Genomic DNA, 12,562 nt, shown 5'->3' on the forward strand with positions numbered 1-12,562 from the left:
TCAGGTGATGCAAATGATCCGATTTACCGGCAAATGCCTGCTGATCGCCATTGTCATGTTTGTCGGCGTTTTGTTCGGCATGCAGCAGGCAAACAGCGGAATGCTTGATATGAAAGGATACAAAGACCCCTCCTTAAAAGGTGCATTCACGCTTAGCGGCGGAGAGGGTCAGGAAAAAGAGGCATCCATTTTGGGCCAAACCGTTACGGCGAAAGATCTGGAAGAAAAACAAAAACAGCTGGAACAGGCGGAAACCTTCAACCTGTTTTCAAAAGCCGGGGAAACCCTTTCAAATACCGTAACGGACTCGGCCCAGGCGATGTACGAGTGGGTTTCGAAACTGAACCGATAGCATTTTAAGGAGAAAAGCGGACGATTCCAAATAGGAAGCTTTTCTCTTTCTTGTTTTAATTGAATGTTTACAATCCTATTGATATAATCTAAGCTAGTGTATTTTGCGTTTAATAGTAGGAGTGATAGATTGTGACAGATAAAGAAAAGCGTTTAGAGAGGCAGTCAAGAATCCGGAATTTCTCGATCATCGCCCATATAGACCACGGCAAATCGACCTTGGCGGATCGGATTTTAGAAAAAACATCGGCGATCACCCAGCGGGAAATGAAAGAACAATTGCTTGATTCAATGGACCTTGAACGCGAACGGGGAATTACCATCAAATTAAATTCCGTTCAGCTGAAATACAAAGCAAAAGACGGAGAAGAATATATATTCCATCTCATCGACACGCCCGGACACGTCGACTTTACATATGAAGTATCACGAAGCCTGGCTGCTTGTGAAGGCGCGATTCTCGTTGTTGATGCGGCCCAGGGAATTGAAGCGCAGACATTGGCGAACGTCTATCTGGCGCTTGATAATGACCTTGAGATTCTTCCTGTCATTAATAAAATCGATCTCCCGAGCGCAGAGCCAGAACGTGTGCGTCAAGAAGTTGAGGACGTGATCGGTCTTGACGCTTCAGACGCCGTCCTCGCTTCAGCGAAAGCGGGTATCGGCATCGAAGACATTTTAGAGCAGATCGTAGAAAAAGTGCCTGCTCCCGCGGGAGATCCGGAAGCTCCGCTGAAAGCGCTCATCTTTGACTCGCTTTATGACGCGTACCGCGGAGTCGTCGCGTATATCAGAGTCGTAGAAGGAACGGTAAAACCCGGCCAGAAAATTAAAATGATGGCGACCGGAAAAGAGTTTGAAGTCATCGAAGTCGGCGTCTTTACGCCGAAAGCGCAGCCGGCTGACGAACTGACAGTCGGTGATGTAGGCTATTTGACAGCCGCAATTAAAAATGTCGGCGACACCCGTGTCGGTGATACGATTACAAGCGCGGTTAAGCCTGCGGCAGAAGCGCTTCCGGGATACCGCAAACTCAATCCGATGGTCTATTGCGGACTTTACCCGATTGACACAGCCAAATATAATGACTTGCGCGAGGCTCTGGAAAAACTTGAATTGAATGACTCCTCCCTTCAATACGAGGCGGAGACGTCACAAGCCCTCGGCTTCGGCTTCCGCTGCGGCTTTTTAGGAATGCTTCACATGGAGATCATTCAAGAACGGATTGAACGGGAATTTAAAATTGACCTCATCACGACCGCGCCGAGCGTTATTTATGACGTATATATGACGGACGGTGAAAAGATCGTCGTCGATAACCCGTCAAACATGCCTGACCCGCAAAAAATAGAACGGGTGGAAGAACCTTATGTCAAAGCGACGATGATGGTTCCGAACGATTATGTCGGAGCGGTTATGGAGCTTTGTCAGGGGAAACGGGGCAACTTTATCGATATGCAGTACTTAGACGCCAACCGGGTCAGCATTGTATACGAGATGCCTCTTGCGGAAATTGTTTACGAATTTTTTGATCAGCTGAAGTCCAGTACGAAAGGGTACGCCTCTTTCGATTACGAGCTGATCGGCTACAAGCCGTCTAAACTCGTCAAAATGGACATTATGCTGAATGCTGAAAAAATTGATGCGCTGTCATTTATCGTCCACCGCGATTACGCATACGAGCGCGGAAAAGTCATCGTCGAAAAATTAAAAGAGCTGATCCCGCGCCAGCAATTCGAAGTGCCGGTGCAGGCGGCGATCGGACAGAAAATCGTGGCGCGCTCAACCATTAAAGCCATGAGGAAAAACGTTCTTGCAAAATGTTACGGCGGAGACATCTCGCGGAAACGGAAGCTTCTTGAAAAACAAAAAGAAGGAAAACGCCGGATGAAGCAGGTCGGCTCAGTCGAAGTGCCGCAGGAAGCGTTTATGGCCGTCCTTAAAATGGATGACAGCCCGAAAAAATAACGGAAGCCGCCGCAGTCCCGCACTGCGGCTTCTTTCTGTAAAGAAGAAGGTGTTTCAAATGAAATCAGCTTATATTCATATTCCGTTTTGTGAGCATATCTGCCACTATTGCGATTTCAATAAATATTTTATTCAGAGCCAGCCTGTCGATGAGTATTTAAACTCACTCGAAAAGGAAATGATAAATACGATAGAACGTACGGGCCGCCCTGATCTTCGCACGATTTTTATCGGGGGAGGCACGCCGACATCGCTCTCGCCCGCCCAGCTTGAAAAACTGATGGATTCCATTCACCGCGTGCTGGAGCCTTCTGACGGACTCATTGAATTTGCCGCGGAAGCGAATCCGGATGACTTGTCCTCGGAAAAATTAAAAATCCTGAAAAATGCCGGTGTCAATCGGCTGAGCTTCGGTGTTCAAACTTTCGAAGATGCCCTTTTGCAGAAAATCGGCAGGGTGCATAAACAAAAGGACGTGTTCAGCTCCTTTGAACGGGCGAGGGCGCTCGGTTTTGACAACATCAGTCTCGATTTAATGTTCGGCCTGCCGGGACAGACGCTGGCTGACCTTGATAATTCTGTTAAAACGGCTTTGTCGCTGGATGCGGAGCACTATTCCGTTTACTCGCTGATCGTCGAGCCGAAAACGGTGTTTTATAATTTAATGCAAAAAGGCCGCCTGCATCTCCCTGCGCAAGAACAAGAGGCTGAGATGTATGAAACGGTTATGAGGCAGATGAGTGAAGCGGGCATCCGCCAATACGAAATCAGCAACTTTGCAAAGCCCGGCTACGAGTCGCAGCATAATCTGACCTATTGGAGCAATGAAGAGTATTTCGGTTTTGGCGCAGGGGCTCACGGATATATCAGCGGCACCCGCACCGTCAACGCTGGTCCCGTGAAACATTATATTCAGCTCATCGAAGAAAAAGGGCTGCCTTACCGGGACACGCACGAGGTGACACGTGAAGAGCAGATTGAGGAAGAAATGTTCCTCGGTCTCAGAAAAATGTCAGGCGTGCAAAAAAAAGCTTTCCTGGATAAATTCGGACGTTCAGTCGATGAACTGTTTCCTGATATTCTCAAAGATTTAACTGAAAAAGGCCTGATCTGTGACTCGGAAAAATCGGTAGCATTAACGCATGAAGGCAAATTATTAGGAAATGAGGTTTTTGGCGCTTTTTTGGGTGAGTTATAATTGACATTTTTCTTTTCGTTTGTTACTTTTGATATAGAATTAGCACTCGCTGACCTTGAGTGCTAACAGGGGTGATGATGATGTTAACAAATCGTCAGCTGTTGATCCTGCAAGTGATTATTAATGATTTTATACAATCAGCGCAGCCTGTAGGATCAAGAACTCTTTCAAAAAAAGACGAGATTACATTCAGCTCTGCAACGATCAGAAACGAGATGGCTGACTTGGAGGAATTGGGCTTTATTGAAAAAACCCATTCATCCTCAGGACGGATTCCGTCGGAAAAAGGGTACAGGTATTATGTCGATCATTTGCTGTCACCCGTCAAGCTGACTAAAACCGATCTGGATTTAATTCACTCGATATTTAAAGAAAAAATCTTCGAGCTTGAAAAAACAGTCCAAAAATCAGCGCAGATCCTGTCCGAACTGACAAACTACACATCGATTGTTCTCGGGCCGACGCTGAGCGAGAATTATCTTAAACAGATTCAAATTGTTCCGATCCAGCCGGATAAAGCGGTCGCCATCCTCGTTACGAATACGGGGCATGTCGAAAACCGCACGATCAATTTCCCGGCTAAAGTGGATTTGGCCGATATTGAAAAACTGGTCAATATATTGAACGACCGATTAGCGGGCGTTCCGATGGACGAACTGAATGAGCGTATTTTTAAAGAGGTTGTCACATATTTAAGGCAGCATATCGCCAACTATGACAGCATTCTCGAATCGCTCCGCTCCACATTCCATCCGGCGGGCCATGTTGAGAAATTATTTTTCGGCGGAAAAATCAATATGCTGAATCAGCCGGAGTTCCATGATATTGAACGGGTCCGCTCGCTCTTATCCTTAATTGAAAAAGAGCAGGATGTCCTGAAGCTGTTTCAGTCGTCAAAAGCCGGGATTTCAATCAAAATCGGAAAAGAAAACGACTACGAGGAAATGGAAAACTGCAGCCTGATCACGGCCACCTATACGGTTGACACGAAGCAGATCGGATCAATCGCCATTATCGGGCCGACACGCATGAATTATTCAAGAGTCGTCAGCCTGCTGCAGCATGTGACTTCGGACTTGTCAAAAGCATTCACAAGTTTGTATGATGAATAAGGGAATTTTGGCAAACATTTTCAGTCATCTTTTTACAGCATTTGAGGGAGGTGAACACAATGTCAGAAGAAAAACAAACCGCAGAACAGGTTGAAGCAGCAGAACAAGAAGAAACGACAGAACAGGCAGAACAAGCCGCTTCACAAGAACAGCATGAAGAAACAGCAGGTCAGGAAGAAGCCCTTCAGCACCAAATTGATGAATTGCAGGGTTTGCTTGATGAAAAAGAAAATAAGCTTTTGCGTGTTCAAGCAGACTTTGAAAACTATAAACGACGCAGCCGCCTTGAAATGGAAGCTGCTCAGAAATACCGTTCTCAAAACGTCGTAACGGAAATCCTTCCGGCTCTCGACAACTTTGAACGGGCCTTACAGGTAGAAGCTGAAAGCGAGCAGACAAAAAGCTTGCTGCAAGGTATGGAAATGGTCCGCCGCCAGCTGATGGACGCTCTTGAAAGAGAAGGCGTTGAAGCCATCGAAGCTGTCGGTCAGGAATTTGATCCGAACCTTCACCAAGCCGTCATGCAGGTGGAAGATGAAAACTTCGGCAGCAATATTGTTATCGAAGAACTGCAAAAAGGCTACAAACTGAAGGACCGCGTCATCCGTCCTTCAATGGTTAAAGTGAATCAATAACTACATAGCAGGAGGTAATTCAAAGTGAGTAAAGTAATCGGAATTGACTTGGGTACGACAAACTCATGTGTGGCAGTGCTTGAAGGCGGCGAGCCGACAGTTATCGCTAACGCTGAGGGTAACCGTACTACTCCGTCAGTCGTTGCATTTAAAAACGGCGAGCGCCAAGTAGGGGAAGTGGCAAAACGCCAATCTATCACAAACCCTAACACAATCATGTCTGTCAAACGCCATATGGGTACTGACTATAAAGTAGAAATCGAAGGAAAAGACTACACGCCTCAGGAAGTGTCAGCCATTATCCTTCAGCATCTGAAAGCATACGCTGAAAGCTACCTTGGCGAAACAGTTTCTAAAGCTGTTATCACGGTTCCTGCATACTTCAACGATGCAGAACGCCAAGCGACAAAAGATGCCGGTAAAATTGCCGGTCTTGAAGTAGAGCGTATTATCAACGAGCCGACTGCAGCAGCGCTTGCATACGGACTTGATAAAACGGACGAAGACCAAACGATTCTTGTTTACGACCTTGGCGGCGGTACGTTTGACGTATCTGTGCTTGAACTTGGCGACGGCGTGTTTGAAGTCCGTTCAACTGCCGGTGACAACCGTCTTGGCGGGGATGACTTTGACCAAGTCATCATCGACCATCTCGTAGCAGAATTCAAAAAAGAAAACGGCATTGATCTGTCAAAAGACAAAATGGCGCTTCAGCGTTTGAAAGATGCGGCTGAGAAAGCGAAAAAAGATCTTTCCGGCGTATCATCTACGCAAATTTCTTTACCGTTTATCACAGCGGGAGACGCAGGTCCTCTTCACCTTGAGCTGACACTGACCCGCGCTAAATTCGAAGAGCTTTCCGCTCATCTCGTTGAGCGCACAATGGCTCCTGTCCGTCAGGCTCTTCAAGATGCGGATCTTTCTGCAAGCGAAATCGACAAAGTTATCCTTGTCGGCGGATCTACACGTATTCCTGCCGTACAGGAAGCAATCAAAAAAGAAACAGGCAAAGAAGCGCATAAAGGCGTAAACCCGGATGAAGTTGTAGCGCTTGGTGCTGCAATTCAAGGCGGCGTCATCACAGGAGACGTAAAAGACGTTGTCCTTCTTGACGTTACACCGCTGTCACTCGGTATTGAAACAATGGGCGGCGTATTCACGAAACTGATCGACCGCAATACGACAATTCCGACAAGCAAATCACAAGTATTCTCAACTGCTGCTGATAACCAAACAGCCGTTGACATTCACGTGCTGCAAGGTGAGCGCCCGATGTCTGCCGACAACAAAACACTCGGCCGCTTCCAGCTTACTGATATCCCGCCTGCACCGCGCGGCGTGCCTCAAATCGAAGTTTCTTTCGATATTGACAAAAACGGTATCGTAAACGTAAGAGCGAAAGACTTAGGCACAGGAAAAGAACAAAACATTACAATCAAATCTTCTTCAGGTCTTTCTGATGACGAAATCGAACGCATGGTGAAAGAAGCGGAAGAAAACGCTGACGCTGATGCGAAGAAAAAAGAAGAAATCGAAGTCCGCAACGAAGCTGACCAGCTTGTGTTCCAAACGGAAAAAACATTAAAAGACCTGGAAGGCAAAGTGGATGAAGAGCAAGTGAAAAAAGCAAACGACGCGAAAGACGCGCTGAAAGCAGCTATCGAGAAAAACGAAATTGAAGAGATCAAAGCGAAAAAAGATGAGCTTCAAACAATCGTTCAAGAGCTTTCCATGAAGCTTTATGAAGAAGCGGCAAAAGCGCAGCAGGCTGAAGGCGCAGCAAACGCTGAAGGCAAAAAAGCGGACGATAACGTTGTCGATGCGGAATACGAAGAAGTAAAAGACGACGAAACGAAAAAATAAGTTCTTTCCGCAGAACGCAAAAGAACACACAGCATATTCTGATTCAACAGACAGAAAGTCAAAGTCAGGCATCTCTTGGCTTTGACTTTTTTTCTTGCCCGGGATAAAAGGAATTGAAAAAACATAATTCAAAATGATACAATCTAATTTATGTGAGAAATTCGGGAGAGTGAAGCGAGATGAGTAAGCGTGATTACTATGAAGTGCTTGGAGTAAGTAAGAGCGCTTCAAAGGATGAAATCAAAAAAGCCTATCGGAAGCTTTCAAAAAAATATCATCCTGATATCAATAAAGAATCCGGAGCAGATGAAAAATTCAAAGAGGTAAAAGAAGCATACGAAGCGCTCTCAGATGACCAAAAACGGGCTCAATATGATCAATTCGGCCATACTGACCCTAATCAGGGCTTCGGCGGCGGTTTCGGCGGCGGAGGAGACTTCGGCGGCTTCGGTTTCGATGACATCTTCTCAAGCATCTTCGGCGGCGGCACGAGACGCCGTGATCCGAACGCGCCGAGGCAGGGCGCGGATCTGCAGTATACAATGACACTGTCATTTGAAGATGCGGCTTTCGGAAAAGAAACGATCATTGAAATTCCTCGCGAAGAGAATTGTGAAACATGCAAAGGCTCAGGCGCGAAGCCGGGGACAAATCCGGAAACGTGCTCGCATTGCGGCGGTTCAGGCCAGCTGAATGTCGAACAGAACACGCCGTTTGGCAAAGTGGTTAACCGAAGAGTCTGCCACCACTGTGAAGGAACAGGAAAAATCATTAAAAACAAGTGCTCTGACTGCGGCGGCACGGGCAAAGTGAAAAAACGGAAAAAAATTAACGTTACGATCCCTGCCGGTGTGGACGACGGACAGCAGCTCCGCGTTCCGGGTCAAGGTGAACCGGGTGTAAACGGAGGTCCTCCGGGAGATCTGTTTGTCGTATTCCATGTGCGCGCCCACGAGTTCTTTGAGCGTGACGGAGATGATATTTACTGTGAAATGCCGTTAACGTTTGCCCAAGCGGCACTCGGAGACGAAGTTGAAGTGCCGACGCTTCACGGAAAAGTGAAATTAAAAATTCCTGCCGGCACACAAACCGGCACAAAATTCAGATTAAGAGGCAAAGGCGTGCAGAATGTCCGCGGCTACGGACAAGGCGACCAGCACATTGTCGTCCGCGTCGTTACGCCGACGAATCTGACAGATAAACAAAAAGACATCATCCGCGAGTTCGCTGAAGTCAGCGGCAACCTGCCGGATGAACAAGAAATGAGTTTCTTTGACAAAGTAAAACGCGCATTTAAAGGCGAGTAATGATTGGATAGGAGTTGGTAGTTTTGAAATGGTCCGAAATCAGCATTCACACAACACATGAAGCGGTCGAACCCATCTCAAATATTTTGCATGAAGCTGGTGCGAGCGGGGTTGTCATCGAAGATCCGCTTGATTTAATGAAAGAGCGTGAGAATGTTTACGGGGAAATCTACCAGCTCGACCCCAATGATTACCCCGATGAGGGTGTCATTGTCAAAGCGTATCTGCCGATCAACAGTTTCCTCGGCGAAACGGTCGACGGCATTAAAGAGACGATTAATAATCTGCTTTTGTACGACATTGATTTAGGCAGAAACACAATCACCATTTCTGAAGTTAATGAAGAGGAATGGGCGACAGCTTGGAAAAAGTATTATCATCCGGTAAAAATTTCTGAAAAATTCACGATCGTACCCACATGGGAAACGTACACACCCGTGAATACCGATGAACTGATTATCGAAATGGACCCGGGCATGGCATTCGGTACGGGAACGCATCCGACAACCGTTTTGTGCATTCAGGCGCTTGAGCGTATCGTTCAAAAAGGCGACCGTGTCATTGATGTCGGCACCGGTTCAGGAATTTTGAGCATTGCAGCCGCCATGCTTGAGGCTGAATCGGTTCATGCGTATGATCTTGACCCGGTCGCTGTCGAAAGCGCGCGTCTGAATGTGAAATTGAACAAAGTAAACGATACGGCCGAAGTGAAACAGAACAATTTGTTAGACGGCATCACAGGTGAACACGATGTCATTGTCGCGAATATTTTGGCGGAAGTGATTCTCCGCTTTACATCGCAGGCGTACGACCTGCTAAAAGACGGGGGCCACTTTATTACTTCAGGCATTATCGGCCAGAAAAAACAGGAAGTAAAAGAAGCGTTGGAAAAAGCCGGTTTTACCATTACAGAAATTCTGTCTATGGAAGATTGGGTCAGCATCATCGCGAAAAAATAACAGTTAGTAGGTGTCACAGCGTATGCAACGATATTTTATCGAGCTCACGAAGCAGGAGATGGACGAAACCCCCGATTTTCAAATTACGGGAGAAGACGTCCACCACATTGCAAACGTCATGAGAATGAATGCAGGAGACCGGATAATCTGCTGTTCGAAAGACGGCCATGAAGCGTTATGCCTGCTCAAAGAGGTTTCTAAAGATCATATATCATGCAGCATGGCTGAATGGACGGGAGAAAACCGTGAGCTGCCGTTAAAAATCAGGATCGCCAGCGGCCTTCCGAAAGGCGATAAGCTTGAATGGATTATTCAAAAAGGGACCGAGCTCGGGGCAAGTATGTTCATCCCCTTTCAAGGCGCCAGATCCGTCGTTAAGCTTGACGACAAAAAGGCAAAGAAGAAGCGGGAAAGATGGGCGAAAATCGCGAAGGAGGCGGCGGAGCAATCGTACCGCAATGAAATTCCCGAAGTGAAAACCGTTCATTCGTTCCGGCAGCTGCTTGAAATGGCGGAGAATGTCGATAAATGTGTCGTTGCATACGAGGAGTCATCAAAACAGGGAGAAACGGGCGCTTTCGCTGCGGAGCTCAAAAGCCTTCCGAAAGGTTCGTCTCTTCTCATCGTATTCGGCCCTGAAGGCGGTCTGACTGAGTCTGAAGTTCAGCAGCTTTCAGAAAAAGGCGCCGTCTTATGCGGCCTCGGACCAAGAATTTTACGGACTGAAACTGCGCCGCTTTACGCGTTAAGCGCAGTTTCCTATCATACAGAGTTATTAAGAGGTGATCAGTAATGGCAACTGTTGCTTTTCATACCCTTGGCTGCAAGGTCAATCATTATGAAACAGAAGCAATCTGGCAGCTGTTTAAAGATGCGGGTTATGAACGAAAAGAATTCGAGCAGACAGCAGATGTATATGTCATTAATACATGTACGGTAACAAACACGGGAGATAAAAAAAGCCGTCAAGTCATCAGACGGGCGATCCGCCAAAATCCTGACGGCGTCATCTGCGTAACAGGGTGCTATGCGCAAACATCTCCGGCAGAAATTATGGCCATCCCGGGCGTTGACATCGTCGTCGGCACGCAGGATCGCGAAAAAATGCTCGGTTACATTGAGCAGTACAGAGAAGAGCGCCAGCCGATCAACGGCGTCGGCAACATTATGAAAGCACGTGTGTTTGAAGAGCTGGATGTTCCCGCTTTTACTGACCGGACAAGAGCGTCATTGAAAATCCAAGAAGGCTGCAACAACTTCTGTACGTTCTGCATCATCCCTTGGGCGCGCGGCCTGCTTCGTTCCCGCGATCCTGAAGAAGTCATTAAACAGGCGCAGCAGCTGGTGGATGCCGGTTATAAAGAAATCGTTCTGACGGGGATTCATACGGGCGGCTACGGCGAAGATATGAAAGATTACAATTTCGCCAAGCTTCTCCGTGAATTGGATACACGTGTAGAAGGACTGAAAAGAATCAGAATCTCATCTATTGAAGCAAGCCAAATCACTGATGAAGTGATTGAAGTGCTGGATGCGTCTGATAAAATTGTCCGCCACCTTCACATCCCGATTCAGTCAGGATCAAACACCGTTCTGAAACGGATGAGACGCAAATATACGATGGAATTTTTCGCGGACCGTTTAAATAAGCTGAAAGAAGCGCTGCCGGGTCTTGCTGTCACTTCTGATGTTATCGTCGGTTTCCCGGGTGAAACGGAAGAAGAATTTATGGAAACATACCGGTTCATTAAAGAACATAAATTTTCTGAGCTTCACGTATTCCCTTACAGCAAACGCACCGGAACGCCTGCGGCCAGAATGGAAGATCAGGTTGACGAGAATGTGAAAAATGAACGGGTGCACAAACTGATTGCTCTGTCTGACCAGCTTGCCAAAGAATACGCCTCCGATTATGAAGGAGAGGTTCTTGAAATCATTCCGGAAGAGACGTTTAAAGAGTCTGATGAAGACGGCATGTTCGTCGGCTATACAGACAATTACATGAAAGTCGTCTTCAAAGGCACGGAAGATTTAATCGGCAAACTTGTCAAAGTCAAAATTCAAAAAGCGGGCTATCCGTACAATGAAGGACAATTCGTCCGCGTTGTTGAAGAAGAAATGACTCAGAATATGCGCATGTCTTCGTAACAGATAAAAAACCGATGCTTTCACGCATCGGTTTTTTACGGTTTCGGAGGGATCAGCCTGTCAATCAGCCGATAAAATAAATGCGTGAACGGCAGAAATAATAACGCGGTGACAACATTAAACAAAAGGCTGAAATGCGCGATCATTTGGGCGGGATCGTCAGACAGCCGCTCTGTAAAACCTGCTGCTGCGGACAGGAAGGGAAAGACAAGAAGTACGCCGAGTATATTAAAGACAACGTGAGCACCGGCGGTCTGTCTGGCGGCATAACCCCCTGAAACAGCAGCCATGACGGCCGTGACGCATGTCCCGATATTAGATCCGAGAACGACGCTGACCGCCTGTTCAATGCCGATCATCCCTTCGTTCATAAAGCTCATTAAAATGCCGATGCAGACGGAGCTTGAATGAATGATGGCCGTCAATATCATGCCGATCAAAAGAGCGGACCAGCTTGAATCATTTACATGGCGCAAAACCTCCGCCCCCGCCTTCATTTCTGTCAGCGGAACGGCAAGACGGCTGAAGCACGTGATGCAAAAAAAGATGATGCCGAGACCGAGAAAGCTTACGCCGATCTGCCTGAACGGATATTTCCGGATAAGAATAAACACAAGGCCGCCGATCAAAAGCACCCAAATGAGCACATCCATCTTTATGGCCAAAAACTCCGTCGTAAATGTGGAGCCGACATTCGTGCCGAGAATCATCGGAATGGTCCGTTTAAAAGGCAAAGCGCCTGCACTGACAAAGCCGATCACAATAACCATAAAAGCTGAGCTGCTCTGAAGAAAACCCGTGAATACAATGCTGATGAGAAAAGCTTTCAAAGGGTGGTCGGTAAACAAGAGGAGGCTCTTCTCAATTTTTGAATACGTTAAAGCAATCAGCCCTTGTCTGAGCAGGCTCATTCCGAGTAAAAAAACAAGGATAAGTGCGGTAAAGAGAATCAGTATCAGCAAACGAAACACCCCTTTCCATCATTATATAGACAAGCCGCGTTATTCATGACGGAAAAGTG

Annotated in this window: 11 protein-coding genes; 10 read left to right on the forward strand and 1 reads right to left on the reverse strand. The window is 46.9% G+C overall.

Annotation, left to right across the window (positions count from 1 at the left end; translation table 11 throughout):
• The first annotated feature begins 13 nt into the window (after positions 1 to 13).
• The 10 genes from AUL54_RS17940 to mtaB all read left to right on the forward strand — a co-directional run bounded on the left by AUL54_RS17940 (position 14) and on the right by mtaB (position 11,541).
• Positions 14 to 352: a YqxA family protein gene (locus AUL54_RS17940; RefSeq protein WP_016938900.1), complete on the forward strand. Its 339-nt coding sequence runs from the start codon at positions 14 to 16 to the stop codon at positions 350 to 352.
• 131 nt (positions 353 to 483) lie between these two features.
• Positions 484 to 2,319, forward strand: a complete 1,836-nt coding sequence (gene lepA, locus AUL54_RS17945; protein WP_047475598.1) for a translation elongation factor 4 — start codon at positions 484 to 486, stop codon at positions 2,317 to 2,319.
• Positions 2,320 to 2,377: 58 nt separating this feature from the next.
• Positions 2,378 to 3,517, forward strand: coding sequence for a radical SAM family heme chaperone HemW (hemW, locus tag AUL54_RS17950; protein ID WP_060965134.1), 1,140 nt, complete (start codon positions 2,378 to 2,380; stop codon positions 3,515 to 3,517).
• An 80-nt stretch (positions 3,518 to 3,597) separates the two neighbouring features.
• Positions 3,598 to 4,629, forward strand: coding sequence for a heat-inducible transcriptional repressor HrcA (hrcA, locus tag AUL54_RS17955; protein ID WP_016938903.1), 1,032 nt, complete (start codon positions 3,598 to 3,600; stop codon positions 4,627 to 4,629).
• A gap of 59 nt (positions 4,630 to 4,688) precedes the next feature.
• On the forward strand, positions 4,689 to 5,264 hold the full coding sequence (gene grpE, locus AUL54_RS17960; protein ID WP_016938904.1) for a nucleotide exchange factor GrpE: 576 nt from the start codon (positions 4,689 to 4,691) through the stop codon (positions 5,262 to 5,264).
• Between the two features lie 24 nt (positions 5,265 to 5,288).
• On the forward strand, positions 5,289 to 7,127 hold the full coding sequence (gene dnaK / locus AUL54_RS17965; RefSeq protein WP_060964719.1) for a molecular chaperone DnaK: 1,839 nt from the start codon (positions 5,289 to 5,291) through the stop codon (positions 7,125 to 7,127).
• Positions 7,128 to 7,306: 179 nt separating this feature from the next.
• Positions 7,307 to 8,434 carry a molecular chaperone DnaJ gene (dnaJ, locus tag AUL54_RS17970; protein ID WP_060964720.1) on the forward strand — a complete coding sequence of 376 codons (1,128 nt, stop codon included), beginning with the start codon at positions 7,307 to 7,309 and terminating at the stop codon, positions 8,432 to 8,434.
• 23 nt (positions 8,435 to 8,457) lie between these two features.
• Positions 8,458 to 9,393 carry a 50S ribosomal protein L11 methyltransferase gene (prmA, locus tag AUL54_RS17975; protein WP_060964721.1) on the forward strand — a complete coding sequence of 312 codons (936 nt, stop codon included), beginning with the start codon at positions 8,458 to 8,460 and terminating at the stop codon, positions 9,391 to 9,393.
• Positions 9,394 to 9,415: 22 nt separating this feature from the next.
• Positions 9,416 to 10,186 carry a 16S rRNA (uracil(1498)-N(3))-methyltransferase gene (locus tag AUL54_RS17980; RefSeq protein WP_060964722.1) on the forward strand — a complete coding sequence of 257 codons (771 nt, stop codon included), beginning with the start codon at positions 9,416 to 9,418 and terminating at the stop codon, positions 10,184 to 10,186.
• Positions 10,186 to 11,541: a tRNA (N(6)-L-threonylcarbamoyladenosine(37)-C(2))-methylthiotransferase MtaB gene (gene mtaB / locus AUL54_RS17985; protein WP_013352930.1), complete on the forward strand. Its 1,356-nt coding sequence runs from the start codon at positions 10,186 to 10,188 to the stop codon at positions 11,539 to 11,541. The genes AUL54_RS17980 and mtaB overlap by 1 nt, the downstream gene beginning before the upstream one ends.
• A gap of 35 nt (positions 11,542 to 11,576) precedes the next feature.
• Here the strand turns inward: mtaB and AUL54_RS17990 are convergent, their stop codons facing one another.
• On the reverse strand, positions 11,577 to 12,503 hold the full coding sequence (locus tag AUL54_RS17990) for a Na/Pi symporter (RefSeq protein WP_060964723.1): 927 nt from the start codon (positions 12,501 to 12,503) through the stop codon (positions 11,577 to 11,579).
• Positions 12,504 to 12,562: the final 59 nt, after the last annotated feature.

This window comes from Bacillus sp. SDLI1 (genome assembly GCF_001553895.1).
GTDB lineage: Bacteria > Bacillota > Bacilli > Bacillales > Bacillaceae > Bacillus > Bacillus siamensis.

Coding starts and splice junctions, on each gene's coding strand:
- AUL54_RS17940 (WP_016938900.1), top strand. CDS start 14: ATGATCCGATTTACCGGCAAATGCCTGCTGATCGCCATTGTCATGTTT.
- hemW (WP_060965134.1), top strand. CDS start 2,378: ATGAAATCAGCTTATATTCATATTCCGTTTTGTGAGCATATCTGCCAC.
- hrcA (WP_016938903.1), top strand. CDS start 3,598: ATGTTAACAAATCGTCAGCTGTTGATCCTGCAAGTGATTATTAATGAT.
- grpE (WP_016938904.1), top strand. CDS start 4,689: ATGTCAGAAGAAAAACAAACCGCAGAACAGGTTGAAGCAGCAGAACAA.
- dnaJ (WP_060964720.1), top strand. CDS start 7,307: ATGAGTAAGCGTGATTACTATGAAGTGCTTGGAGTAAGTAAGAGCGCT.
- AUL54_RS17980 (WP_060964722.1), top strand. CDS start 9,416: ATGCAACGATATTTTATCGAGCTCACGAAGCAGGAGATGGACGAAACC.
- mtaB (WP_013352930.1), top strand. CDS start 10,186: ATGGCAACTGTTGCTTTTCATACCCTTGGCTGCAAGGTCAATCATTAT.